This is a genomic window from Bradyrhizobium sp. NAS96.2 (assembly GCF_001908235.1).
Lineage (GTDB): Bacteria > Pseudomonadota > Alphaproteobacteria > Rhizobiales > Xanthobacteraceae > Bradyrhizobium.
Genome location: NZ_LGHK01000143.1, coordinates 16,152 through 41,506, shown reverse-complemented (window position 1 = coordinate 41,506; position 25,355 = coordinate 16,152). Strand labels below are relative to the sequence as shown.

18 protein-coding genes and 1 pseudogene are annotated in these 25,355 nt (G+C 65.0%); 9 read left to right on the top strand and 10 right to left on the bottom strand.

Annotated elements, in window-relative coordinates:
- Window positions 1–114: 114 nt before the first annotated feature.
- The 3 genes from AC628_RS27870 to AC628_RS27860 all read right to left on the bottom strand — a co-directional run bounded on the left by AC628_RS27870 (window position 115) and on the right by AC628_RS27860 (window position 5,501).
- Window positions 115–2,337, bottom strand: coding sequence for an acetate--CoA ligase family protein (locus tag AC628_RS27870; RefSeq protein ID WP_074129992.1), 2,223 nt, complete (start codon window positions 2,335–2,337; stop codon window positions 115–117).
- 167 nt (window positions 2,338–2,504) lie between these two features.
- A complete protein-coding gene (locus tag AC628_RS27865) occupies window positions 2,505–3,080 on the bottom strand; it encodes a class GN sortase (protein ID WP_074129991.1) in 576 nt (191 codons plus the stop codon).
- Window positions 3,081–3,281: 201 nt separating this feature from the next.
- Window positions 3,282–5,501, bottom strand: coding sequence for a marine proteobacterial sortase target protein (locus AC628_RS27860; protein WP_502689778.1), 2,220 nt, complete (start codon window positions 5,499–5,501; stop codon window positions 3,282–3,284).
- Between the two features lie 253 nt (window positions 5,502–5,754).
- Between AC628_RS27860 and AC628_RS27855 the strand changes: the two genes are divergently transcribed.
- Complete coding sequence (locus tag AC628_RS27855; RefSeq protein ID WP_074129989.1) at window positions 5,755–6,519, top strand: helix-turn-helix domain-containing protein; 765 nt, start codon at window positions 5,755–5,757, stop codon at window positions 6,517–6,519.
- A gap of 12 nt (window positions 6,520–6,531) precedes the next feature.
- Here AC628_RS27855 and AC628_RS27850 read toward each other — a convergent pair whose 3' ends face one another.
- From AC628_RS27850 to AC628_RS27840, 3 genes are all read right to left on the bottom strand, one after another.
- Entirely contained in the window at window positions 6,532–7,242 is a 711-nt protein-coding gene (locus AC628_RS27850; RefSeq protein WP_074129988.1) for a DUF1614 domain-containing protein, read from the bottom strand.
- A gap of 260 nt (window positions 7,243–7,502) precedes the next feature.
- Window positions 7,503–8,723 (bottom strand): ABC transporter substrate-binding protein, encoded by a 1,221-nt coding sequence (locus AC628_RS27845; RefSeq protein ID WP_074129987.1) that lies wholly within the window; start codon window positions 8,721–8,723, stop codon window positions 7,503–7,505.
- Window positions 8,724–8,849: 126 nt separating this feature from the next.
- Window positions 8,850–10,391, bottom strand: a complete 1,542-nt coding sequence (locus AC628_RS27840; RefSeq protein WP_074129986.1) for an acyl-CoA synthetase — start codon at window positions 10,389–10,391, stop codon at window positions 8,850–8,852.
- A 215-nt stretch (window positions 10,392–10,606) separates the two neighbouring features.
- Here AC628_RS27840 and AC628_RS27835 point away from each other — a divergent pair.
- From AC628_RS27835 to AC628_RS27820, 4 genes and pseudogenes are all read left to right on the top strand, one after another.
- Window positions 10,607–11,742, top strand: a pseudogene (locus AC628_RS27835) (acyl-CoA dehydrogenase family protein).
- Between the two features lie 134 nt (window positions 11,743–11,876).
- Window positions 11,877–13,043: an acyl-CoA dehydrogenase family protein gene (locus AC628_RS27830; RefSeq protein ID WP_074129985.1), complete on the top strand. Its 1,167-nt coding sequence runs from the start codon at window positions 11,877–11,879 to the stop codon at window positions 13,041–13,043.
- Window positions 13,043–13,699 carry a glutathione S-transferase family protein gene (locus AC628_RS27825; RefSeq protein WP_074129984.1) on the top strand — a complete coding sequence of 219 codons (657 nt, stop codon included), beginning with the start codon at window positions 13,043–13,045 and terminating at the stop codon, window positions 13,697–13,699. Before AC628_RS27830 ends, AC628_RS27825 begins: the two co-directional genes overlap by 1 nt.
- Before the next feature lie 116 nt (window positions 13,700–13,815).
- On the top strand, window positions 13,816–14,640 hold the full coding sequence (locus AC628_RS27820) for a helix-turn-helix domain-containing protein (RefSeq protein WP_074129983.1): 825 nt from the start codon (window positions 13,816–13,818) through the stop codon (window positions 14,638–14,640).
- A 161-nt stretch (window positions 14,641–14,801) separates the two neighbouring features.
- Here AC628_RS27820 and AC628_RS27815 read toward each other — a convergent pair whose 3' ends face one another.
- Entirely contained in the window at window positions 14,802–16,025 is a 1,224-nt protein-coding gene (locus AC628_RS27815; RefSeq protein WP_074129982.1) for an ABC transporter substrate-binding protein, read from the bottom strand.
- A gap of 214 nt (window positions 16,026–16,239) precedes the next feature.
- Here AC628_RS27815 and AC628_RS27810 point away from each other — a divergent pair, with 214 nt between their 5' ends.
- From AC628_RS27810 to AC628_RS27795, 4 genes are all read left to right on the top strand, one after another.
- A complete protein-coding gene (locus AC628_RS27810; RefSeq protein ID WP_074129981.1) occupies window positions 16,240–17,106 on the top strand; it encodes a beta-keto acid cleavage family enzyme in 867 nt (288 codons plus the stop codon).
- A gap of 115 nt (window positions 17,107–17,221) precedes the next feature.
- Window positions 17,222–18,820 (top strand): AMP-binding protein, encoded by a 1,599-nt coding sequence (locus tag AC628_RS27805; protein ID WP_074129980.1) that lies wholly within the window; start codon window positions 17,222–17,224, stop codon window positions 18,818–18,820.
- A complete protein-coding gene (locus tag AC628_RS27800; RefSeq protein WP_074129979.1) occupies window positions 18,820–20,448 on the top strand; it encodes an acyl-CoA carboxylase subunit beta in 1,629 nt (542 codons plus the stop codon). The genes AC628_RS27805 and AC628_RS27800 overlap by 1 nt, the downstream gene beginning before the upstream one ends.
- Window positions 20,445–22,424: an acetyl/propionyl/methylcrotonyl-CoA carboxylase subunit alpha gene (locus tag AC628_RS27795; RefSeq protein WP_074129978.1), complete on the top strand. Its 1,980-nt coding sequence runs from the start codon at window positions 20,445–20,447 to the stop codon at window positions 22,422–22,424. The genes AC628_RS27800 and AC628_RS27795 overlap by 4 nt, the downstream gene beginning before the upstream one ends.
- Before the next feature lie 35 nt (window positions 22,425–22,459).
- On the opposite strand, the gene AC628_RS27790 is transcribed toward AC628_RS27795, so the two are convergent.
- Genes AC628_RS27790 through AC628_RS27780 form a run of 3 tightly spaced genes read right to left on the bottom strand, consistent with a single transcriptional unit; the run spans window position 22,460 to window position 25,355 of the window.
- The gene (locus tag AC628_RS27790; protein ID WP_074129994.1) at window positions 22,460–23,452 is read right to left on the bottom strand and encodes an ABC transporter ATP-binding protein; all 993 of its coding nucleotides are present in this window, start codon (window positions 23,450–23,452) and stop codon (window positions 22,460–22,462) included.
- A complete protein-coding gene (locus AC628_RS27785) occupies window positions 23,449–24,462 on the bottom strand; it encodes an ABC transporter ATP-binding protein (RefSeq protein ID WP_074129977.1) in 1,014 nt (337 codons plus the stop codon). Before AC628_RS27785 ends, AC628_RS27790 begins: the two co-directional genes overlap by 4 nt.
- On the bottom strand, window positions 24,462–25,355 hold the full coding sequence (locus tag AC628_RS27780; protein WP_074129976.1) for an ABC transporter permease: 894 nt from the start codon (window positions 25,353–25,355) through the stop codon (window positions 24,462–24,464). Before AC628_RS27780 ends, AC628_RS27785 begins: the two co-directional genes overlap by 1 nt.

The window sequence follows — 25,355 nt, the reverse complement described above, 5'->3', positions numbered from 1 at the left end:
CCGTAAGCTCCTCATCTTCATCAATACTGTCGTCGCTCGCGGCACTCCGTGGCAGCCGATGCACCCCGCAAGCTAACGGTTGCTCAGGATGACGGGGATAGATTCGCATCTGAGCTAATGCCCCGCGGCCTTGTTCGCGGCAGCGTTGTTCAGCACGATCAGGCCGTCGACGGCGACGCCGAGCTTGCTGTTGATCAGGAACGGGTTGACGTCGATCGAGGCGATGCGGCCGTTGGCGTCGGCCATCAGGTTGGAGAGCCCGACCAGCGCCTTCACTGCCGATGGCTCGTGCAGCGCGGGCTTGCCGCGATAGCCCTTCATCTTGACGCCGGCCTTGGTCTTGGCGATCAGCTCCTTAGCCTCGGCAGCGTCGAGCGGCGCACCGGCGAGGGCGACGTCCTTCATCAGCTCGATATCGACGCCACCGGTGCCGAACAGCACCACGGGCCCCATCTCGGCATCGAGCGAGGCACCGACCACGAGCTCGAGGTCGGCCTTGACCTGTTGCGCGATCAGGATGCCCTCGAGTTTCGGCTTGCCCTTCAGCTTCTTCACCCGCGCGGTGATGTCGTTGAACGCCTTCTTCACCTCGGCCGCGTTGGCGAGGTTCAGCACCACGCCGCCGATATCCGACTTGTGCAGGATGTCGGGGCTGACCACCTTGGCGACCACCGGAAAGCCGATCGCCTTGGCGATCTTCACGGCTTCGGCCGCGGTCTGCGCGACGTCTTCCTTCGAGATCGGGATGCCATAGGCCTTGAGCAGCTGCTTCGAAGCGACCTCGTCGAGCGCGGCGGCGCCGTTGGCGGCCTTCAGTGTTTTCTCCAGCACGGCGCGCGCCGACGCCTTCGAGCTCGACACGATGTCGGGCACCTCCTTGCGCAGACCGGCATATTCGATCAGCGACTTGATCGCGCCGACCGCGCGGTCGAGGCCCTGCATGACTGCGACATTAGGCAGCGACTTGCGCAGTCCCTTGGTAAAGTCGGTGAAGCCGATCGACATCGCGCTGATATAGACCACGGGCTTGTTGGCCTGCCCTGCCATCTCGTTGACGATGTGCAGATTGCGTTCGCGCAGCTCGTGCGGCGCCTTCGGCAGCTCGGCGTCGATGATGACGATGTCGGTGTCGGGGTCGTCGATCATGATCTTGATCGACTTCATGTAGACGGAGGGATCGACCACGGCCGCAAAGCCGGCGTCGAGCGGATTGCCGACGATGCTGCCGGGGCCGAGCATCTTCGCCAGCTGCTCGGACGCGTTCGGGCTCAGCGGCGCGAAGTTCAGGCCGGCGGAATAGAACGCGTCGATCAGAAGCCCGCGCTTGCCGCCCGACAGCGACACCGCCGCGAGGCGATTGCCCTTCGGCGGATCGGCATGCACGAAACACTCGGTGGTTTCGATCAATTCATCCAGTCCGCGCACCCGGATCACGCCCTCGCGGGTCGAGATCGCATCGAATGTCTCGATCGAGCCGGCGAGCGCGCCGGTATGCGCCATTGCGGCGGCGCGGCCGCCTTCGGAGGCGCCAAGCTTGAGCGCGATGACAGGCTTGCCGGCGGCGCGCGCGGCCTTGCAGGCGTCACGGAACACCTTGGTGTTCCTGACGCCTTCGAGATAGACCACGATGACGCGGATGCTCGGATCGGCCGCGAAATAGCTCATCAGGTCCGGGGTCTCGAGCCCGGATTCGTTGCCTGTCGTGACCATGTAGCCGACGCCGACGCCGCGATCCTCCAGCGCCTGGCGGATCGCCATCACGATCGCGCCGGATTGGCCGGCGATCGCGACCGCGCCCGGCTCCATGGTGACGATGCGGTCGTCGATATTGGTGAACAGGTTCTCGCCGGCGCTGAGATTGCCGAGGCAGTTCGGACCAGTCACGGCAAGCCCGGTCTCCTTGATCGCCTGCTTCAGCTCGACTGCGAGCCGCTGGCTCTCTTCGTCCTGCAGCTCGCTGAAGCCTGACGTGACGATCGTCGCCGAGCGGGCGCCCGCCGCGGCCGCGTCGCGGATCACCTGCACGGCAAAGCGGGCCGGCACCAGCACCAGCACATGATCGGGCTTTTCGGGAAGGCTGGCGAAATCCTTGTAGCAGGTGACGCCCCAGATGGTTTCGCGCTTGGCGTTGATCGGAAACAGGCCGCCGGCATATTTGTACTTGATCAGGTTGTTCCAGATCCGTTCGGCGTAGTTGCCGGGCTTGTCGGTGGCGCCGACCAGCACGATGTTGCGCGGGTGCAGCATCGCGTGGATGCTCTTGACGATGTCGCTGGCGTCAGCGGGCGGCGCCCATTTGTGGGACACATGAGACGCGGTGCTTGCGTAAGCTTCCATGGAGCCTGCCCTTATCCTTGTTCTGCTTGTTCCTCTGGCCCACGGTGCATCACCGCAGGACACGATTTTTCATTGTTTTTATGGCGAGGGAAAGGGGGTAGCAACTCACGCTGGCGCAAGTCAGGGCATCGCTTGCAATATCCCGGCAGGCGCAAAATCGATGCGCGTCAGGAACCCGATTCGGATTCGATCATGGTCGCGTGCAGCAGATAGCGCTCGGGCCCCGATGTCAGCGCGTCGAACGGCCAGCAAGTCGACAGCACCAGTTCATACCGGCCGGTCAGCGGGTCGATGCCGGATTGATCGAAGCGGACGACCGCGCTGCGATCGGCTCGGTAACGAAACATCCTGCCGTCGCTCCTCGTGACGTCGATCTCGTCGCCGATTGTGACATCTTTCAGAAACCGGAAATGGGTGTCGCGATGCGCGGAATAGACCGCGACGCCGCGCTCGCCGGCATCGACGCTCTGCTCGACATGGCCGGGGCCGAACGCCAGCGCCTGGCCGCTGCTGCCGGCGAGCACGATCGCGGAGGCGTGCAGGCGCTTGATCTCGATCCTGGCCACCGGCCAGGTGTCGGCCCAGCGCCACGGCTTCACGGGTTGGCCGGTCGCGATGGTCCTTGCGAAGGCGCTCTCCAGCAGCACCTGCGCGAGCAGCGCCTTGGCATGGATATAGGCGCCCTGGCCAAACAGGATCAGGCCGATAAGGGCGAAGGCGAGGGGCGGGATGAAGCGGCGCATCGGTATGGTTCCCGTCATTGCGAGCGAAGCGAAGCAATCCATCGTGCGGCATATGCGGAGCGATGGATTGCTTCGTCGCTTCGCTCCTCGCAATGACCGTTGAGGAAAACTGCGCGCGCGGCCCCTGGGGGACGGGTGGGAAGGCCGCGCGCGCTCTTGGAAAGGAGGAGGTCGGGGGGCACCTTCTCCCTTCATCCGACGTCATTGGGGCGACGTCTGACGCCGGTTGAACACCAGAAGCAGAAGGCTGACCGTGAGCAGGATCACACCAGCGATCATCTTCAATTCGGCGTCGGTCGCGGTCTTCGGCAGCTGGATGGTGCCGGGACCTTGCGTTGCGACCGGTGACCGCTTCAGCGCGGCGAGCTGCACCCTGCCGTTGCCTGCCTCAGCGCGACGCTCGCCCGGTGCAGCCGGAAGGCTCGGACGCTCGCCGAACACTTTTGCGAAATCCCAGCCGGCGGGCAGGTTGAGCGGCAGCTCGGACAGCTTCAGCGGCTCGCCTTCGGGGCGGCTCGGCGTCTTGTCGACCGCAACGAGACTGGTCAGCCGCGTCACGAGCTGGTGCTCCAGCGCCAGCGCAAGGATGGCCTTGTCGACATCCTCCGCGTTCGCCTGCCGCGTGGTGCGCGCGACCTCGGCATCCGCGATCTTGCGGCGCGCCCACAGCTTGGAGAGGCCCTTGCCTTCGGCGGCATTCGCGAGCGGCAGCGTCACGCTCCACGGACGGTCGCCGATGCGGCCCTTGATCTCGACCGAGCCGGCGAGCTTGTCGAGCTTCGCCGCCAGCACCAGCGGCTCGTCGCGATAGACGTCGGGCAGCGCCGACGGCGTCAGGTCGGCCGTCGCCTCGGAGAATTTCGCGGAGAGATTGGTCACCGCGGGATTCTCGAGCTTGGCAAACAGGTCGCGCATGCGTTCATCGACCTGCTCGACCGAGCCGATATGGGTGAAGGTGCCGCGGCCGAGTTCGGCGGCGCGCGTCATCAGGTAAGTGTTCGGCGCCGAACCGATGCCGACCATGAACACCCGTGAGCGGCCGCGCAGTGCGCTGATGGTCTCGAACAATTGCTGCTCGTTGCCGATCGCGCCGTCGGTCAGGAACACGACCTGGCGGACATGGTCGGCGTCGTCGTGGTTGGTGTCGGACAGCGCGGCGCGCATCGCCGGCACCATCTCCGTGCCGCCGCGGGCCTGTATCGCACTGACGAACGCCGTCGCGTTGCCGATATTGGCGCTGTTGGCCGCGACCGGCGCCGGGAACAGCGTGTCCATGGTGTCGTCAAAGCGGATCACGTTGAAGCGATCGGTCGGCTGCAGGCGGCCGAGCGCGTAAGTGAGGCTCGCCTTGGCCTGGATGATCGAGGTGCCGCCCATCGAACCGGAATTGTCGATCACGAAGATCACCTCGCGCGGCAGCTGCTTCTGCTGCGCCTGTTCCACCGATGGCGGGGTGACGAAGGCGACCAGATAGTCGGAATTGCCGACATGCTCGCGGAACAGCCCGACCGACGGCGCCTTCTCGGCGGCCGGCTTCCAGGTCAGCTCGAAATCGCAATCCGCCGGCACTGGGCCTTCGGCAAGCTTGACGACGCGCGTGGCGCTGTCAGGGCTCTCGATCTTGACTTGATGAAAGTGGCTCTTCACCTCGCCGAGCGGGAAGCCGGCGTTGAGATGCACGGTGATGTTGGTCGGATTGATCGGCGCGTTGGTGGCGGGGTCGAGCACCTCGGATGAGATACGATCACGATCCGGCACCGGATCGGTTGACGTGGCGCCCCAGCCATTGCCATCGGCGCGGAGGTCGACGCTTTGCACCACGGGCCGTGGATTGTAGCGCGGGCCGACCACCATCGGCACCCGCAGCGAGAACTCGTTGCCGTTCTGCTGCACCGGCTCCTGATATTCGATTTGCACCAGCACGGTTTCGCCGGGACCGATATTGGCGACCGAGTTGGTGAAGATGTTCGGCCGCTCCTGTTCGGTGAGCGCCGCCTTCTGGCCGTTCTGCTTGGCCTGCTCGTAGATGGCGCGGGCCTGCTGCCGCTCCTTGATGTCGCCGACCACGATGCGATCGCCGACCACCATCTTCAGCGTATCGACCGCGCCGCCCGCCGGCAGCGGATAGACATAGGTCGCCTCCACCCAGTCCTTGGTCGGGTTGCGGAAGATCTGCGTGACGCGGGCGCGGACGGTCGGGCCCGATACCGTGAGGTCGACATCGACGCCGAGCCTCAAGGCATCCCTGTAGCCGTCGTCGGTCTTGAACAGCAGCGAGCCGGAGCGCGCATTACTCGGCCGCAGCACGGCCTGTTGCGGCAACTCGGCCGACCACACCGGATCGAAACTCAGGAACAGCGCCGCAAAGCCGATCACCAGCGCGGCCACGCCCTCCACCAGGAAGAACAGCGCGATGCGCATCCTGCGCGACAGGCGTATCTGCGGACTGCTCTCACATGCATCGTAAATCGTCATTGTCGTCACTCCCGAGCGAGACTTTCGCTGCTTCGCAATCATGGAGAGCGGCGGTTTTGGCGCGAGCAGAATGATCGGCAATGATTGGCCGCCGTCCGGCGCGGCCCGCCGCCGGCCGAGGCGGATTTGTGCGGTTTTGTGATGGATTGTCCGGTCTGCTAGACTGCGCGGAATCAAGGGGAACCGGGCAGGAATCAGAATGCCGACGCCTGACAAACAGCTTTCGGCTGAGCAGAGCCAGCAGGTCGCGGAGACCATCCGCGAGGAAATCGCGCGCCGCCGCATCTCGCGGCAGACGCTGGCCGAGCAGGCCAAGCTCAGCCTGTCGACACTGGAGAAGGTGCTCGGCGGCCGCCGGCCGTTCACGCTGGCGACCACCGTGCGGCTCGAGCAGGCGCTCGGCGTCTCCTTGCGCAAGCTGCCGGAAACGATCACGGTCGCGGCGCCCGCCAATGGCGGGATCGCGCCCGATAGCCTCGGATCCTATTCGCGCCGTTCGGTGGCGCGGATCGAAGGGACCTACATCACGGTGCGGCCGTCGTTCGGCGAGCCGGGCGCGTTCTATGCCTATCGCACCGAGATCGCCTGGGACGACGCGTCGTCATCGCTCGGCTTCCGCGAGGGCGAGCGGCAGGATGCCGATTACACCCAGTATGGCGAGGTCGCGGTGCCCAATGAATCCGGCTTCGTCTATCTCGTGACCAACAGGCACGGCCAGCATCGCGTGATCACGGTCTCGCGCCCGCGCAATTCCGGTGAGATGTACGGCATCATCACGACGCTGCTCGCCGGCCGCGGCTCGCTGTTGACGCCGGTTGCCGCGCCGATCGCATTCCTGCCGATCAAGAACGTGCTCAAGCCGAGCCTCGGCCGGGTGTCGGCCGACGATGCGAACTACGCCGTCTATCGCGAGCATCTGCGCCGTACGATCGACGAGCCGTTCGCGATCTTCCGGCCGGGATAAGTCCCGACAAGATCATGCCGTGCTTGGGCGCGCGGGCGCAACCACGCCGGCGATCAGCACGGCGAGAATGCCGGTCAGGAAAATGCCGTCGAACGTGCCGGCACCGCCGATCGACGCGATCGGTGCGCCGAGGCTGCCGATCTTGTCGAGGTTCAACAGATCGGCGCCGAGCAGCGTCCCCATCGAGCCGCCGATATAGGCGAGCGGTGCGGCGTATTCGCGGGACAGCAGCAGTGCGAGGATCGCGGTCGCTACGACAGGGACGAACACGGGGACGGCGATGCCCATACCTCGCACCGGCGTGGCGCTGGCATGGACAATCGCTGCAATGACGATCGTCGCGATCGCAGCTCTCAGCCAGAGCTGATAGCGCAGCACCAAATAGGCGGACATCACGGCCGGGATCACGGCGCCGCCGACATTGACGGCGAGGATCGTGCTCGGCGATGCCAGATAAGGCACGACATAGCGCATGCCGAAGAAGTCGACGATCTCCCCCGATCGCACTGGCGGGCCGGGCAGCACGGTGATCGGAATATTGAAATAGCTGCCGATCAGCGAGCCGAACAGCAGCAGCAGCGCGACCCCGGGGCCGATGCCGAGCCGCATATAGGCGTAGCGCAGGATGCGCAGCTGGATCAGCACCAGCAGCGCCACGGCGGCGAACACCAGGATCGAGAAGAAACCCGGCGTCAGCGGAAGGTAGTGAACGTGGGAATGCATCAGCGTAACAGTCCGGCTTCAGCGCGGCCCACTTTGTTACGTAGTAATTCTAAACAGCATCACAAGGACGGTGCCAGTACCGTCATCCTGAGGTGCGAGCGCAGCGAGCCTCGAAGGATGCACGGCCACCAGCGGGGCCGTCGACCCTTCGAGACGCGCGCAAGAGCGCGCACCTCAGGGTGACGGTGAGAGAGCTGAAAAACAACGAAGCCGCCCGAATAGGGCGGCTTCGCGTATTGTTGCCTGTCGAGCGCGCTTCGCTAGCCGCCGGTCTCGGCGCTGATGATGTCGCCGAACAGCTCCCACTGTCCGTTCTTGAACTGCATCATCTTGAGTTGCTCGACCGGCGCGAAATCGGTCGCGCTGGTGTTGATCCGGATACCGGGGATCAGCGTGTCGGGCGCAAAATCCTTCAGGCTGGCGGCCTGCTTCATCACGTTCTCGCGCGTCAGGTTGTCGCCGCACTGTTTCAGCACCTGCACCATGGTCTGCGCTGCGGCGTAGCCATAGACCAGGTTCGCGTCCGACAAATTGGCGCCCGGCAAGTACTTCTCGGCGAAGGCCATGAACTTCTTCATGCCTTCGTCATTCTTCCACTGCGGGTCGGAAGCGTCCTTCAGATAGCCCGCCGACAGCACGCCTTCGGACGCTTCGAGGCCGGCGGGCTTCATGACCGCGCCGATCGAGATCGAGACGTCGGTCATGACGTGCATCGGCTTCCAGCCGATCTCGGCGATTTTCTTGATCGCCTGCGCGGCGAATTTCGGCGTCGAGATGTTGACGAACACGTCGGCGCCGGTGTCCTTCAGCTTGACGATGTGGGAATCGATCGACGGCTCTGTGGTCTCGTAGCTTTCCTCGGCGACGATCTTGACGCTCGATTTGTCGAGCACTTCCTTAAGGCCGATCAGGTAGTCCTTGCCGAAATCGTCATTGGCATAGAAGATCGCGACCTTGGCGTCCGGCTTGGTCTTGAGGATGTACTTGCCGAAGATCCGCGCCTCGACGCGATAGCTCGGCTGGAAGCCCATGGTCCATGGGAAATCCTTCGGATCGTTCCACTTGCTGGCGCCGGTGGCGAGGAACAGCTGCGGCACCTTCTTGGCGTTGTGATACTTCTGCACCGCGGTCTGGGTCGGCGTGCCCAGCGCGTTGAACACCAGGAAAACCTCGTCGCTCTCGATCAGCTTGCGGATCTGCTCCACGGTCTTCGGCGGCGAGTAGCCGTCGTCATAGGAGATCCAGTTGATCTTGCGGCCGTTGATGCCGCCCTGATCGTTGATCATCTTGAAATAGGCTTCTTCGGTCTTGCCGATGACGCCGTAGGCGGAGGCGGGACCGCTATAGGCCTCGACATTGCCGATCTTGATCTCGGTGTCGGAGGCGCCGGTGTCATACTTCTTTTGGGCAAAGGCGGCCTGGGTGGAGAGCAGGCAGAGCGCCGCGGCGGCGGCCAGCAGCGACAGTTTTGTGGTTTTCATAAAGGCAATTTCCTCGATCTATTCTGGTTGGGGACTCAACGCAACGAACCCATAGCCGGTCCCGGCAAACGGTTATGGGCAACACTTCTCTCGACATGGCATGAGACGCGACACGCGTCCGTGCGATCAAGCGGCAGTATCGGTCGGCTTCGGCTGGCTGAACTGTTGCCGAAGCGTCGGCTTATGAATTTTGCCTGTCGCATTCCGCGGCAGGACATCGATGAACTCGATCAGGCGCGGGCATTTGAACCGCGCCAGATTGGCCTGGCAATGCGCGTGGATATCGTCCGGCGTCAGCGTGTGGCCTGGCTTCACGGCGATCACGGCCATCCCGACCTCGCCCCACTGCTCGTTCGGGATGCCGATGACGGCGGCTTCGGCGACAGCTGTCAGTTGATGCAGCACGCTCTCGACCTCGGCAGGATAGACGTTCTCGCCGCCGGAGATGTACATGTCCTTCCAGCGATCGACGATGTAGTAGAAGCCTTCCTCGTCGATCCGCGTGGCATCGCCAGTATGCAGCCAGCCGTCGGTGAAGGACGAGGCATTGGCGTCCGGCCGGTTCCAGTAACCCGGTGTGATGTTCGGGCCCTTGACCCAGAGTTCGCCGAGTTCGCCGACCGCGGCATCGCTGCCGTCGGGCCGCACGATGCGAGCTTCCGTGTGCAGCACCGGCTTGCCGGACGAGCCGGCCTTGCGCGCGGCGTCCTCGCGGTCGAGCACCATCACCGCCGGCGAGGTCTCGGTCATGCCGTAGCCCTGTTGCAGCGCGACGCCGCGCGCCTCCCAGGTCTTGAGCAGCGGCACCGGCATCGGCGCGCCGCCGACGCCGCCGATCATCAGGCGGCTGAAATCCGCCGTTGTGAACGAAGGATGCTGCGCCATGAACTGGTAGATCGCGGGCACGCCGAAGAACACGTTGATGCCCTGCGCGGGATCGCCGATCAGCTTCAGCGCTTCGCCGGGATCGAAGGTGCGCATGATCAGCACCGTACCGCCGGCATGCAGCACCGGGTTGGTGTAGCAATTCAGTCCGCCGGTATGGAACAGCGGCAGCACGGTCAGCAGCACCGAGGCCGGCGAGATATAGGCCGGGCCGCCGAGATTGACGCAATTCCAGAACGTCATCCCATGCGTGATGATCGCGCCCTTGGGCTGGCCGGTGGTGCCCGAGGTGTACATGATGGTCGAGATGTCATCGAGCGTGACCTCCTCGAACCGTTCGAGCGGCCTGACCGCCGCGATGCCGGCTTCATAGGCGCCGCCCGGGCCGAGCCGCACGGTCGACGCGACATCGCAGAGCTTGGCGACCGCAAGCGCGGTCTCGGCGAGGTCGTCGTCATGGATCATCACCTTCGGCGAGGCGTCGCCGGTGATGTAGCGCAGCTCGGGAACGGTGAGGCGAGTGTTGAGCGGCAGGAAGACCGCGCCGATCCGGAAGCAGGCGAACTGGATCTCCAGCGTATCCGTCGTGTTCAGCGCCAGCACCGCGACCCGGTCGCCGCGCGCAACCTTCAGCCCGTCGCGCAGCCAGGCGGCGAGCCGCGACGCGCGGGCGTCGAGCTCCGCATAGCTAAAGCGGCGTCCGCTTGCGAGATCGACAAGCGCCATCTTGTCCGGCGTGCGCCGGCGATGATGCGCGATCCAGTCGTAGTAACGAACCGGCACATGTCCCTCCTCCGGAACGGCGGTCTTGCGCCGCCTGTTCCTGGCTCGATTGATGCCATGAATAGGCAGTGGAGGGGGCGTATCGGGATACTGTCTTGCGTTTAGTGGCTGGCGGGTGGCCAGATGGAACGCCGGTCCGGCCGGCAGCCACTCGACGCAAGTGAACCGGGAGAAATCCGGACATCGTCGGGCGCGAGAATCAATGGAGCACGCGGATGGCAAACCCGTTCTACACCGGCGAGCATGAGGCCTTTCGCGAGGTGATGCGGCGCTTTGTGGCCAGGGAAATCGAGCCTTATGCCCATCAATGGGACGAGGAGGGCGAGTTTCCGCGCGAACTCTATGCCAAGGCGTCCGAGATCGGGCTGCTCGGCCTCGGTTTCCCCGAGGAATATGGCGGGGTCGCCGCCGACCAGTTCATGAAGATCGTGGCCTCGCAGGAGCTGGCGCGGGCCGGCGCCGGGGGCGTCAGTTCGAGCCTGATGAGCCACACCATCGGCTCGCCGCCGATCGCCCGGCTGCCCGGCCCGAGGTCAAGGCGCGGGTGCTGCCGGAGGTGCTCGCCGGCAAGAAGATCTCCGCGCTCGCGATCACCGAGCCGAGCGGCGGCTCGGATGTCGCGAACCTCCGTACCAAGGCGCGGCGCGACGGCGACCACTATGTGGTCAGCGGCGAGAAGACCTTCATCACCTCGGGCATGCGCGCCGACTATCTGACGGTCGCGGTGCGCACCGGCGGCGAGGGCCCCGGCGGCGTCAGCCTGCTGCTGATCGAGGGCAATACGCCGGGCCTCTCCCGCACCAAATTGAAGAAGATGGGCTGGTGGGCCTCGGACACCGCGACGCTTCATTTCGACGAATGCCGTGTGCCGGTCGAGAATTTGATCGGCGAGGAGGGCCAGGGCTTCAAGCAGATCATGTACAACTTCAACAGCGAGCGCATGGGCATGGCGGCGAGCTGCACCGCCTATGCCCGCGTCTGCCTCGACGAAGCGATCGCCTACGCCAAGGAGCGCAAGACGTTCGGCAAGCCGATCGCCCAGCACCAGGTCATCAGGCACAAAATCGTCGACATGGCGCAGAAGGTCGCGGCTTCGCAGGCGATGCTGGAGATGCTGGCGTGGCGGCTCGGCCAGGGCGAAAGCCCGGTCGCCGAGATCTGCATGATGAAGAACCAGGCGACGCAGACGATGGCGCATTGCGCCTCCGAGGCGGTGCAGATCTTCGGTGGCGCCGGCTTCATGCGCGGCGTCAAGGTCGAGCGCATCTACCGCGAGGTCAAGGTCAACGCCATCGGTGGCGGCACCGAGGAGATCATGAAGGATCTCGCGAGCCGGCAGATGGGGCTTTAAATGCACTCGACCCACTCGCCGTCATTCCGGGGCGCGCGGAGCGCGAGCCCGGAATCCATCAGGCCGCAGCTTCGATGTGAAATGGATTCCGGGCTCGCCGCTTCGCGTCGCCTCGGAATGACGAGGTAAGAACCATGCTCTTCACCGCCGACCACGACGAACCCCGCCGGCTCTTGCAAAAATTCATCGCGGCCGAGATCAATCCCCATGTCGACGAATGGGAGAAGGCCGACATCTTCCCGGCGCATGAGCTGTTCAAGAAGCTCGGCAATCTCGGCTTCCTCGGCCTCAACAAGCCGGTCGAGTTCGGTGGCCAGGGGCTGGATTACTCTTACGCGCTGATGATGGCCGAGGAGCTCGGGGCCATCACCTGCGGCGGCGTGCCGATGGCGATCGGGGTGCAGACCGACATGGCGACGCCGGCGCTGGCGCGATTCGGCTCCGACGAGGTGCGGCGCGAATTTCTGGCGCCTGCGATCGCCGGCGACCAGGTCGCCTGCATCGGCGTCTCCGAACCCGGTGCGGGCTCCGACGTCGCCTCGATCAAGACCAACGCCCGCTCCGACGGCGACGACTACGTCATCAATGGCGGCAAGATGTGGATCACCAACGGCACCCAGGCCGACTGGATCTGCCTGCTCGCCAACACCAGCGACGGCCAGGTCCATCGCAACAAGTCGCTGATCTGCGTGCCGATGAAGACCAAGGGCGTGCAGGTCGCGCGCAAGCTCGACAAGCTCGGCATGCGCTCGTCGGATACGGCGCAGATCTTCTTCGACAATGTCCGGGTGCCGAAGCGCAACCGGATCGGCGAGGAAGGCCAGGGCTTCACCTACCAGATGATCCAATTCCAGGAGGAGCGGCTGTGGGGCGCAGCGGCCTGCCTGAAGGCGCATGAGTTCATCATCAACGAGACCATCGAGTACACGCGCAACCGCAAGGCGTTCGGTGGCTCGATCCTCGATAACCAGGTGGTGCACTTCAAGCTCGCGGAGATGCAGACCGAGGTCGAGCTGCTGCGCTCGCTGATCTATCGCGCCGCCGAGGCGCTGGTGGCGGGTGAGGATGTGACCCGGCTCGCGACCATGGCGAAATTGAAGGCCGGCCGGCTCGGCCGCGAGCTCACCGATGCCTGCCTGCAATATTGGGGCGGCATGGGATTTACCAACGAGACGCCGGTCAGCCGGGCCTATCGCGACAGCCGCCTGACCTCGATTGGCGGCGGTGCCGACGAGGTGATGCTCATGGTATTGTGCAAGATGATGGGCACGCTGCCTGGCCTGAAGAAGGGAAACGCCTGATGATCACGCTCTATCACTGCGACGCCGCGCGCTCGTTCCGCCCGCTGTGGATGCTGGAGGAGCTCGGGCTGCCCTATGAGCTGAAGATGCTGCCGTTCCCGCCGCGCGTGTTCGCCAAGGAATATCTCGGCATCAATCCGCTCGGCACCATCCCGTTCATGGTCGACGGCGAAACCAAGATGACGGAGTCCTCCGGCATCTGCCATTACCTCGGCACCAAATATGGCCCGACACCGCTGATCGTGGGTGTCGACGAGCCGGCCTATGGCGCGTTCCTGAACTGGATGTACTTTTCCGATGCGACGCTGACCTTTCCGCAGACATTGGTGCTCCGCTACAGCCAGCTCGAGCCGGAGGAGCGGCGTAACCCGCAGGTCTCCGGCGACTATGCAAAATGGTTCCTCGGCCGCCTGCGCGCAGTCGAGGCCGCCGCCGCGAAGTCTGAATTCCTCTGCGCGGAACGCTTCACCGCCGCCGACATCGCCAACGGTTATGCGCTCCGGCTCGCCAGCAATATCGGCCTTGCCAAGGATTTCGGGCCGAATGTCGCGGCCTATTGGGCGCGGCTGCAGCAGCGGGACGGTTACAAGCGTGCGGTGGCGGCGGAGCAGAAAGCCGGGCTGGAACAGAATGTTGCGCCGCGGGCGCGGGCTTGATCGTGCCCGAGACGATGTGTCCCGGAATTGATCCAGCACGTCGGTGACAGCTTGCGAATTTGCGCTATGGTAGCTCCGCCGCAGCGGCCCAAAGAGCCGCGCGAGGAGGAACCGCCATGGACGCGATTGTGGACGCGAAGTGCCAGAAGTCCGGCCAGCAGCAGTCCGGCCACCGGATGCTGATCACGCCGGAGCGGGTGTTCTATGCCGGGCTGCTCGGCCGCCCCCGTGAACGCTGCCCCGGCGCATTCCATGTCTATGTCGCGATCCGCGACGGCTTGCATCTGTCGACCAGCGAGGGCCGCGAGTCCCATGGCGAGCTCGCGGTGACGATGCCGAACCTGCGCCACACCATCACCAGCGAATATCGTTCTGCGATCTGCGTTGCGATCGAGCCGGAGAGCGTGCCCGACGGCACGCTGGAAGCGGTCGCCCGCCGCCTGCAGGGGCCGGACGCTCATTTGTTCGCGAACCGGATCCGCAACGCCTATGCGACGCTCGCCGAGATGCAGCATCGTGATGCGATCGCCAATGCCGAGTTCGACACCATGTGCTTCGGCGACGCGCTGCCGCAGCGCGTGCTCGATCCGCGCGTCGTGCGCGCGATCGGTCGCATCGGGCAGTTCTCCGGCGAGCCGGTGACCGCGGCAGGCTGCGCCGCCGAGGCCGGGCTGTCGCCGTCGCGCTTCCTGCATCTGTTCAAGGAGGAGACCGGAATCTCGTTCCGCTCCTTCCGCGCCTGGAAGCGCGCGCGGCATCTGCTGCATTTCGCCAACCAGGACATCAACCTCGCGCATCTCGCGCAGGATATCGGCTATCCCGACAGCACCCATTTCAGCCACTCGATCCGCCGCTTCTATGGCTTGAAGCCGCGCGCGATCTTCTCCGGCTCGCGCGATCTTGCGATCTACCGGACTGGGCAGGAGCGCGCGCTGACGTAACCATCCGTCGTCCCGGCGAAGGCCGGGACCCATGACCACAGCAGCCTGTTGTTTCGGCAGGTGTCTGCCATCCCGAGCCATCGATAGATCACGCGGTATGGGTCCCGGCTCCCGTGCGCAATTGCGCACTAGGCCGGGACGACACCTGGGATTCTTCTCCGCTACAGATTCGCGCCCTGGATCACTTCGCCGAACCGCAGCCAGCCGGGTCCTTCGATCCGCTGCAGCTGAAGCTGCTGTAGCGGGTGGTGATTGGTCGGGCTGGTGTTGACCTTGATGCCGGGCAACAGCGTCGGGACATAGACGTCTTTCAGATTGTTCGCCTGCGCCATGATGTTGTCGCGGCTGAAATTGCCCTTGCACTGCTCAAGCACGATTTTGAGCACGTTCGCCACCATATAGGCGTAGAGGTTGTAGCCTTCCTTCGGATTGCCGTCGGGGAAGTATTTTTCCATGAAGGCGAGGAAATCCTTCACGCCCTGGTCATTGGCCCAGGCCGGATCGGCAACGTCCTTGATATAAGCCGATGAGATCGTGCCTTGCGCCTTGTCGAGGCCGACAGGGATGATGGTCGAAGACAGCGACGCAGCGCCGCTGGCGATGAAATGCATCGGCTTCCAGCCGAGCTCATAGATCTTGCGGATCGACTGCGCGCAGAACTTTGCCGTTGTGCCCGAGATCAGCACGTCCGGATTGGCGCCGCGCAAGGCGACGATCTGGGAATCGATCGTGGGATCGGTGACCTCGTGCGAGGCGACCACGGCCGATGTCGCGAACCGCTCGCCCAGCACGTCCTTGGTGCCGGCGACAAAATCCTTGCCGAGATCGTCGTTCTGGTAGAGCACCGCGATCTTCGCGTCCTTGTGCTGGCTCAGCGCATATTTGACGAACACCTGCGCCTCGGTCCGCGCGCTCGGCGCAAAGCCCATGGTCCAGGGATAGGACTTGTAGTCGCCCCATTTGTCGCCGTTCACCGACAGAAACAGATGCGGCACCTTGGCGGCATTGATGTATTTGACGACGGCCGAATTCGGCGCGGTGCCGAGCATGTTGAACAGGAAGGCGACATTGTCGCTTTCGATCAGGCGGCGCACCTGCTCGACCGTCTTCGCGGGATTGAACGCATCGTCGTAATAGATGTACTTGATCTGCCGGCCGGCGATGCCGCCCTGCTCGTTCAGCATCCTGAAATAGGCTTCCTGGCAGCGTGCCTGCACGCCGAGCGCCGATACCGGACCGCTCAGCGAAGTGGTGCTGCCGATCCTGATTTCGGTGGCGGTGACCCCGGGTGTGTCTTCGGCCAGCGAAGGCCGGAGGCCCGCGACTGCGGCTAGCCCCGCGCCAGTTGCGCCGGTGAGCCATCTGCGCCGGTTGATCGAGACCATGACGTCCTCCCCGTGATGCCGGCTTGTCGCGCCGCTTCTGCTTGCAGCAGAGCCTATGCGGCATGTTCGTGCGGCGTCTTGTGTTAACCGGCTGGCGGCGAATTACGGCGCGGGCGCATTGACTTAGCCAGTCAACGCAAGATGGCGCGAAGGCAAATTTCTCATCATGGGAAAACCAGCAGCGCATGTGCACTGCAAAGCGGACAAGAGACCCATGAGCGACAAGGCCGTCATCACCTGCGCGCTGAACGGCGTGCTTACCGACCCGAAGCAGCACAACGTTCCGGTGACACCGGAGCAGATGGCGCGCGAGGCCAAGGCCGCGTTCAACGCCGGCGCCAGCATCATGCACATCCATCTGCGCCAGCAAGAACCGAACAAGGGTCACTTGCCGTCATGGGACGTCGGCGTCAGCAAGGAGATCCAGCAGGCGATCCGCGAGGCCTGCCCCGGCGTGATCATCAACCACACCACCGGCACGTCAGGCCCGAACTACCAGGGCGCGCTCGATTGCGTGCGCGAGACGAGGCCCGAGATCGCCGCCTGCAATGCCGGCTCGCTGAATTATCTCAAGGTCAAGGCCGACAACACCTGGGCCTGGCCGCCGATGATGTTCGATAACGCGGTCGAGAAGGTGCAGGATTATCTCGACGTGATGAAGGTCGCCGGCACGATTCCCGAATTCGAATGCTTCGACGTCGGCATCGTGCGCTGCGTCGGCATGTACCGGCAGACCGGCATGTATTCCGGCCCGCTCGAATACAACTTCGTCATGGGCGTCGCCTCGGGCATGCCGGCCGATCCGGAACTGTTGCCAATCCTCTTGAAGCTGAAGGCGCAGGAGGCGCATTGGCAGGTCACCGCGATCGGCCGCGCCGAGATCTGGCCGCTGCACCAGCGCGCCGCCGATCTCGGCGGCCATCTGCGCAGCGGCCTTGAGGATACGTTCTATCTCGGCGACGGCACCAAGGTGACGTCGAACGGGCAGCTCGTCGAAGAGCTGGTGGCATGTGCGCGGCGTGCCGGCCGCGAGATCGCGAGCCCGGCCGAAGCGCGGCAGATCTTTGGGACGAGACACTAGGTCACGCCAGCCGTCATTGCGAGCGTAGCGAAGCAATCCATCTTGCCACTCGAAGACAGAGTGGATTGCTTCGTCGCTTCGCTCCTCGCAATGACGGTTGAGAGGAGAACCAGACATGCACAATCTCGCAGCAACCGGCGGCGTCACCGGGCCGGGCCGCATCGGGCGGGTCGCGATCGGTGATCTCCTGAAGCGCGCCGCGCGGCGGTTTCCCGACCGCGTCGCGCTGACCGATGGCAACCGGCAAGTCACCTTCACCGAGCTCGAACGCGACGCCAATCGCTTCGCCAACCACCTCGTGCAGCGCGGGCTGAAGCCGGGCGAGAAGATCTCGACCATCTGCAACAACTCGGTCGAGTTCGTCAAAGCGCTGTTCGGCATCCACCGCGCCGGCCTGGTCTGGGTGCCGATCAACACCATGCTCGGGCCGTCGGACATGGACTACATCCTCGGCCATGCCGAGGTCCGCTTTGCCATCATCGATGACAATCTTCATGCCCAGGCCGATCGGCGCGCGGCGCTGGATGCGCGTGGCATGCAGACGATCGCGGTCGACCTGACCGGCAATGCCGGGAAGACCGGATTACAGGAATTCAACGGCCTGCTGGCCGGGCAATCCGACATCGAGCCTGAGATCGAGATCAACGACCGCGACCTCGCGATGATCATCTACACCTCGGGCACGACGTCGCGGCCAAAGGGCGCGATGCATTGCCATCTCGCCGTGGTCATGGCCGTGATGAGCAACTGCATCGAGATGCAGCTCTCGCGTGATGACGGGATCACCGGGCAGTTGCCGTTGTTCCACTGCGCCGGCCATGTGCTGCTGCTCAGCTATCTCTCGGTCGGCGGCCGCATGGCGCTGATGCGCGGCTTCGATCCGGTGGTCTGCATGGAGGCCATCGTCCGCGACAAGCTTACCGTGTTCGTCGGCCTGTCGCTGATGTACCAGGCGATCCTCGATCATCCGCGCCGGCGCGAATATGATTTGTCGGGCCTGCGTTGCTGCATCTACACCATGGCGCCGATGGGCAAGCCGCTGCTCGAACGCGCGATGGCGGACATGTGCCCGAACTTCGTGCTGACCAGCGGCCAGACCGAGATGTATCCGGCGACCACGATGTCGCGCCCGGAGGTGCAGCTCGATCGCTTCGGCAATTACTGGGGCGAGTCGCTGATCGTCAACGAGACCGCGATCATGGACGACAACGGCAAGCTTTTGCCGCGCGGCGAGATCGGCGAGCTGGTGCATCGCGGGCCCAACGTGATGATGGGCTATTACAAGGACCCGAAGTCGACCGAGGAGGCCCGCAAGTTCGGCTGGCACCATACCGGCGATCTCGCTTTGATTGACGCCAATGGCGAGGTGCTGTTCCTCGACCGCAAGAAGGACATGATCAAGTCGGGCGGCGAGAACGTCGCGTCCGTCAAGATCGAGGAGACGCTATTGGCGCATCCGGCGGTGCAAAACGCGGCCGTGGTCGGCCTGCCGCATCCGCAATGGGGCGAGGCGGTCTCCGCCTTCGTCAAGCTGAAGCCCGGGGCGATCGCCGACGAGGCCGGCATCGAGGCGCATTGCCGAAAGCATCTCGGTGGCTTCCAGGTGCCGAAGCTGGTGCGTATCCTCGAGGAGATGCCGATGACCGCGACCGGCAAGCTGCGCAAGGTTGAGCTGCGGCAGCAATACAGCGGGTATTTTGTGGAGCGCGCGTAGTGGCCATCATCGAGAACACCATCGCCACCGGTAGCGCCGGCTTTCAGGGCAATCGCGACGGCATGCTGGCGCTGATCGCCCGGATGCGCGGGTTGGAAGAGCGGACCCGTGCGGCGTCGGCCGCAGCAAAGGACCGCTTCCACAAGCGTGGGCAATTGTTGCCGCGCGAGCGCGTCGCGCTGGTGCTCGATCCCGGCTCGCCATTCCTCGAATTGTCGACGCTCGCCGGCTACATGTTCGATGTGGCTGATGCGGACAAGAGCGTGCCCGGCGGCGGACTGGTCGCCGGCATCGGTTTCGTCTCCGGCATCCGCTGCATGGTCAGCGCCAATGATGCCGGCATCGACGCCGGCGCGCTGCAACCCTACGGCCTCGACAAGACGCTGCGGGTGCAGGAGCTCGCGCTTGAGAACAAGCTGCCTTATGTGCAGCTGGTCGAAAGCGCCGGCGCCAATCTGCTGCGCTACCGGGTCGAGGATTTTGTTCGTGGCGGCAACATCTTCCGCAACCTGGCGCGGCTGTCGGCGGCCGGGCTTCCGGTCGTCACCGTCACCCACGGCTCCTCGACCGCGGGCGGCGCCTACCAGACCGGCCTCTCCGACTACATCGTGATGGTGCGCGGCCGCACCCGCGCGTTCCTCGCCGGGCCGCCTTTGCTCAAGGCCGCCACCGGCGAGATCGCGACCGAGGAGGAGCTCGGCGGCGCGGAGATGCATACCCAGATCTCAGGTCTTGGCGATTATCTCGCCGAGGATGACCGCGACGCGCTGCGCATCGCACGCGAGATCATGGCCAAGCTGCCCTGGGACCGCCCTCGGGACCGGCCGAGCCCAGAACCAGCCGCGTTCAAGCCGCCGCGCTACGACGCCGAGGATTTGCTCGGCATCATGCCGATGGACCACAAGCGTCCGGTCGACATGCGCCAGGCGATCGCGCGCTTCATCGACGATTCCGACTTCACCGAGCTCGGAGCCAACTATGGCCCGGCGACGATTTGCGGCCATGCCCGCATCCAGGGCCAAGCGATCGGCATCATCACCAACAACGGGCCGCTCGATGTGCCCGGCGCCAACAAGGCGACGCATTTCATCCAGGCTTGTTGCCAGTCGCGCACGCCGATCCTCTATATGAACAACACCACCGGCTACATGGTGGGCAAGGCCTATGAAGAGGCCGGCATGATCAAGCACGGCTCCAAGATGATCCAGGCGGTGACCTCGGCGACGGTGCCGCAGATCACGCTGTATTGCGGCGCCTCGTTCGGCGCCGGCAATTACGGCATGTGCGGCCGCGGCTTCCATCCGCGTTTCTGCTTCTCCTGGCCGAACGCCAAGACCGCCGTGATGGGCGGCGAGCAAGCCGCCGAGACCATGGCAATCGTCACCGAGGCGGCGGCAGCGCGTCGCGGCAAGCCGATCGAGAAGGAGAAGCTGGACGCGATGAAGGCGCAGATCACTGGCGTGTTCGACAGTCAGATGGACGTGTTCTCGACCAGCGCGCGGGTGCTCGACGACGGGGTGATCGATCCGCGCGATACGCGGACGGTGCTGTCAGAGGTGCTTTCGATCTGCCGGGAGGCGGAGGCGCGCACTCCGCAGCGCATGCAGTTCTCGGTGGCGCGGCCATGAGCGGGGCAATCGTGAAGCGGACGCCGTTCTTCAAGGTTTTGATCGCCAACCGCGGTGAGATCGCGCTGCGCATCATGAGTACCGCGCGGCGGCTCGGCTATGGCGTCGTCGCGGTCTATTCGGATGCCGACCGCGATGCGCTGCATGTGCGCGAGGCCGACCAGGCGGTGCGGATCGGCGAGGCGCTGCCGGCGCAATCCTATCTGAAGATCGACGCGATCATTGCCGCCGCCAAGGCAAGCGGCGCCGGCGCGGTGCATCCCGGCTACGGTTTCCTCGCGGAGAACGATGACTTCGCGCAGGCGTGCCGCGATGCGGGGCTGGTGTTCATCGGTCCGTCGCCGGAGGCGATCCTGGCGATGGGCAACAAGGCCGGCGCCAAGGAGATCATGCAGAAGGCCGGTGTGCCCTGCGTGCCCGGCTATCAAGGCGCCGACCAGAGCGATGCGGCGATGCTGGCGGAAGCGAAGAAGATCGGTTTTCCCGTCATGATCAAGGCGGTCACCGGCGGCGGTGGCCGCGGCATGCGGCTGATCGTGGATGCGGCGGCGTTTCCGGATGCGCTGCGCGGCGCGCGGTCGGAAGCGCAGGGTGCGTTCGGTGATCCCACCGTTATCCTGGAGCGCGCGATCGTCGATCCGCGCCACATCGAGATCCAGGTGTTCGGCGACCGCCATGGCAACGCGATCCATCTCGGCGAGCGCGACTGCTCGGTGCAGCGGCGGCACCAGAAGCTGATCGAGGAGGCGCCGTCGCCCGCGGTGACGCCGGAGCTGCGCGCGCGCATGGGCGCGGTCGCCGTGCAGGCGGTCAAGGCGATCGGCTACGAGGGTGCCGGCACGCTGGAATTCCTGCTCGATCGTGCCGGCAATTTCTATTTCATGGAGATGAACACGCGGCTCCAGGTCGAGCATCCCGTCACCGAGGCGATCACCGGGCTCGATCTCGTCGAATTGCAGCTGCGCGTCGCCAAGGGCGAGCCGCTCGGTCTGAGGCAAGAGGACATCACCTTCTCCGGTCATGCCATCGAGGTGCGGCTGTGCTCGGAGGATGCCGGGCACGACTTCATGCCGCAATCCGGCACGATGGCGCGGTGGCAGATGCCCGATGGCATCCGCGTCGAGCATGCACTCAAGTCCGGCTCGGAGATTCCGCCGTTCTACGATTCGATGATCGCCAAGGTCATCAGTCACGGCGCCACCCGCGACGAGGCGCGCGGCAAGCTGATCTCTGCGCTGGAGCAGGTCACGGCGTTTGGCGTCACCACCAACCAGGGCTTCCTGATCGACTGTCTGCGCCATCCGGTCTTTGCCAGGGGCGAGGCGACCACGGCCTTCATCGGCAATAATCGCGAGGCGCTGCTGGCGCCGCGGCCGGATCGTGGCAGCGACCTCGCGCTCGCGGCGCTGCTGCTCTACGTCACCCATCCGCATGCGCCGGCATGGCAGCGCGGCCGGTCGCTGGCGGCGTCGTTCCCGCTCGGCCTGCGGATCGATCTCGGCCACGGCGCGCAGGAGATCGAGATCGTCCGCGAGCGCGACGGCAGCTACGTCGCGACCCGCAATGGTGATCGGTTCAGCTTCGTGATCGACGAGCTCGATCAGGATAGCATCCGCTTTCACCATGATGGCGTGATGGAGCAAGCCAGGCTCCTGCGCGATGGCGATCGGCTCTATATCCTGCACCGCGGCGTCACGCTGTCGGCCCGCGACCTCACGCTCGCCCCGCCGGAAAGTGCGTCGGCCGCCGGCGGCGACGGCAAGGTCCGTGCCGCCATGAACGGCCGGGTCGTCGCGGTGCTGGTGAAGGCCGGCGACAAGGTCGCCGCGGGTCAGCCGGTGATGACGCTGGAAGCGATGAAGATGGAGCACGTCCACACCGCCGGTGTCGCCGGCACGGTGTCGTCGATCGATGTTGCTGAAGGCGAGCAGGTGACGACGGGGAAGATCGTCGTGGAGATCGAGGCCGCCGCATAAAGACCGTCGTCCCGGCGCAAGCCGGGACGACGGCTCTACTCGCTCCGCCCCGTCCCATCATTCAGCCAGCACGCCACCTGATGCGCCGGTCCGGCCGCCTGCAACGCCGGGCGTTCGGTCTTGCAGCGATCGATCGCGTAGCGGCAGCGGGTGTGGAAGGCGCAGCCGGAGGGCGGGTTGATCGGGCTTGGTACGTCGCCGTCGATCAAGGGCGCAGTGCGCTTGGCCTTGGGGTCGGCGATCGGCACCGAGGCGAGCAGCGCCTGCGTATAGGGATGGCGCGGGTTGGCGAACAACTCGTGCTTGTCGGCGATCTCGACAATGCGGCCGAGATACATCACGGCGACGCGGTGGCTGATATGGGCGACGACCGCGAGATCGTGCGCGATGAACAAATAGGAGAAGTTCTGCTTGCGCTGCAGGTCGATCAACAGATTGATCACCTGCGCCTGGATCGAGACGTCGAGCGCGGAGACCGGCTCGTCGCAGACGATCAGCCGTGGTCCGAGCGACAGCGCACGCGCGATGCAGATGCGCTGGCGCTGGCCGCCGGAGAACTGGTGCGGGAAATTCTTCATCTGGTCGGGCCGGAGGCCGACCTGCTGGAACAGCTCTGCAACGCGCTCCTGCTTCTTCGCACCGGTCGCGATGCTGTGCACAGTCAACGGCTCGCCGACGATGTTGCCGGCCGTCATGCGCGGGTTGAGCGAGGCGAACGGATCCTGGAACACGATCTGCATCGAGCGACGGTACGGCCGCAGCGCCGTCTTGCTGAGCGACGCGATGTCCTCGCCGTCGAGCTTGATGGCGCCGCTGGTCGGCTCGACCAGCCGCAGCACGGTGCGCGCCACCGTCGACTTGCCGCAGCCGGATTCGCCGACCAGGCCGAGCGTCTCGCCGGCGCCGAGCGCAAAGCTGACGCCGTCGACCGCGTGCACGGTGCCGACCTGCCGGCGCAGTACGCCGCCGCGCACCGCGTAGTGCTTGACCAGGTCAGTGACCTCGAGGAGCGGGCGCTGCTCAGTCATGATGCCTCCGCCAGCTCGCCGGCGCGCCAGCATGCCGCCCAGTGCTTGCTCTTGACCTCGTCGAGCGGCGGATATTCCTGACGGCAACGGTCGACCGCGAGCTTGCAGCGCGGCGCGAAGGCGCAGCCGGGCGGCAATTTGGTCAGCGACGGCACCATGCCGGGGATTTCGACCAGCCGCACGTCCTCTTTCGCATCGGGTGAAGGCACCGCGGGGATCGAGGCCATCAGGCCGCGGGTGTAGGGATGCAGCGGCGTCTCGAACAAAGATTCAACTGTCGCTTCCTCGACTTTCTTGCCGGCATACATCACGATCACACGCTGCGCGGTCTGCGCGACGACGCCGAGGTCATGGGTGATCAGGATCAGCCCGGTGCCGAGCCGCTGCTGCAAATCGACGATCAGGGCCAGGATCTGCGCCTGGATCGTGACGTCGAGCGCGGTGGTCGGCTCGTCGGCGATCAGCAGCGCCGGTCGGCAGGCCAGCGCCATCGCGATCATCGCGCGCTGGCGCATGCCGCCGGAGAGCTGGTGCGGATATTCCTGCGCGCGGCGCTCAGGTTCGGGGATACGCACCAGCCGCAGCATGTCGACGGCCTGCTTCCAGGCCTCCTTGCTGCTCACCTTCTGATGCAGCCGCACCGCCTCGATGATCTGATCGCCGATCCGCATCACCGGATTGAGCGAGGTCATCGGCTCCTGGAAGATCATGGAGATGCGGTTGCCTCTGATATCGCGCATCGCGGCGTCGTCGAGCTTCAGGAGGTCGGTGCCCTCGAGCGTCACCGAGCCGCCGACGATGCGGCCGGGCGGATCAGGCACCAGGCGCATGATCGAGAGCGCGCTGACGCTCTTGCCGCAGCCGGATTCGCCGACGATCGCCAAGGTCTCGCCACGGCGGACCGAGAACGAGACGTCGTCGACCGCGCGGAACAGGCCGGAATTGGTGAAGAACACCGTCTGCAGGTTCTTCACGTCGAGAACCGTCTCTGCCGGGATAGCCTCGCTCATCAGCCGCGCTGCCTCGGATCGAGGATGTCGCGCAGCGCGTCGCCGAACAGATTGGTGCCGAACACCGCGAGGCTGATCGCAATGCCGGGGAAGATCACCAGCCACGGCGCGGTGCGGACATATTCGGCGGCGGATTCCGACAGCATGCGGCCCCAGGATGGATAGGGTTCTGGGATACCGAGGCCGAGGAATGACAGCGATGCCTCGGTCAGGATGGTCGAGCCGAGCTGCGCGGTCGCGAGCACGATCAGCGGTGCGATGGTGTTCGGCAGCACATGGCGCAGCGCGATGCGCATCTCGCTCATGCCGATCGACTTGGCGGCCTCCACGAACGGCTGCTCGCGCAGCGCCAGCGTGTTAGCGCGGATCACGCGGGCGACGGTCGGGATCAGGGGAATCGCGATCGCAAGGATGACGTTCGGCAGCGACGGACCGAGCGCCGCGGTCATGACAAGCGCTAGCACCAGCAGCGGCAGCGATTGCAGGATGTCGGTCACCCGTTGGAACACGAGATCGACCCAGCCGGAGAGATAGCCGGAGGCAAGGCCCACGATCACGCCGAGGGTAGCGCCGAGCGTCGTGGAGCCGATGCCGACCGCAAGCGAGATTCGTGCGCCATGGATGATGCGGCTCCAGACGTCGCGGCCGAAGGAATCGGTGCCGAACCAGTGCAGCATCGAGGGCGGTGCCAAGCGGTGCGCGGAATCGACGGTGAGCGGATCGTAGCGGCTGATGACGTCGGCGAAGATCGCGGTCAACACGAACAGCAGCATGATGATGAGGCCGACGGTGCCGAGCACGTGGCGCTGCGCGAGGAAGGCGAGCCGTCCCCAGCCGCCGGTGGCGTTGGCCCCGGCGCGTCGCAATTCACTATCGAAATTGATCGTCGCCAT

Excerpts from the sequence above, each read along its gene's own strand:
- AC628_RS27820 (WP_074129983.1), top strand. The coding sequence starts at position 13,816 with ATGGACGCGATTGTGGACGCGAAGTGCCAGAAGTCCGGCCAGCAGCAG.
- AC628_RS27785 (WP_074129977.1), bottom strand. The coding sequence starts at position 24,462 with ATGAGCGAGGCTATCCCGGCAGAGACGGTTCTCGACGTGAAGAACCTG.
- AC628_RS27790 (WP_074129994.1), bottom strand. The coding sequence starts at position 23,452 with ATGACTGAGCAGCGCCCGCTCCTCGAGGTCACTGACCTGGTCAAGCAC.
- AC628_RS27825 (WP_074129984.1), top strand. The coding sequence starts at position 13,043 with ATGATCACGCTCTATCACTGCGACGCCGCGCGCTCGTTCCGCCCGCTG.
- AC628_RS27805 (WP_074129980.1), top strand. The coding sequence starts at position 17,222 with ATGCACAATCTCGCAGCAACCGGCGGCGTCACCGGGCCGGGCCGCATC.
- AC628_RS27860 (WP_502689778.1), bottom strand. The coding sequence starts at position 5,501 with ATGCGCATCGCGCTGTTCTTCCTGGTGGAGGGCGTGGCCGCGCTGGTG.
- AC628_RS27815 (WP_074129982.1), bottom strand. The coding sequence starts at position 16,025 with ATGGTCTCGATCAACCGGCGCAGATGGCTCACCGGCGCAACTGGCGCG.
- AC628_RS27850 (WP_074129988.1), bottom strand. The coding sequence starts at position 7,242 with ATGCATTCCCACGTTCACTACCTTCCGCTGACGCCGGGTTTCTTCTCG.
- AC628_RS27870 (WP_074129992.1), bottom strand. The coding sequence starts at position 2,337 with ATGGAAGCTTACGCAAGCACCGCGTCTCATGTGTCCCACAAATGGGCG.
- AC628_RS27855 (WP_074129989.1), top strand. The coding sequence starts at position 5,755 with ATGCCGACGCCTGACAAACAGCTTTCGGCTGAGCAGAGCCAGCAGGTC.
- AC628_RS27780 (WP_074129976.1), bottom strand. The coding sequence starts at position 25,355 with ATGGCGACGATCAATTTCGATAGTGAATTGCGACGCGCCGGGGCCAAC.
- AC628_RS27845 (WP_074129987.1), bottom strand. The coding sequence starts at position 8,723 with ATGAAAACCACAAAACTGTCGCTGCTGGCCGCCGCCGCGGCGCTCTGC.
- AC628_RS27795 (WP_074129978.1), top strand. The coding sequence starts at position 20,445 with ATGAGCGGGGCAATCGTGAAGCGGACGCCGTTCTTCAAGGTTTTGATC.
- AC628_RS27830 (WP_074129985.1), top strand. The coding sequence starts at position 11,877 with ATGCTCTTCACCGCCGACCACGACGAACCCCGCCGGCTCTTGCAAAAA.
- AC628_RS27810 (WP_074129981.1), top strand. The coding sequence starts at position 16,240 with ATGAGCGACAAGGCCGTCATCACCTGCGCGCTGAACGGCGTGCTTACC.
- AC628_RS27865 (WP_074129991.1), bottom strand. The coding sequence starts at position 3,080 with ATGCGCCGCTTCATCCCGCCCCTCGCCTTCGCCCTTATCGGCCTGATC.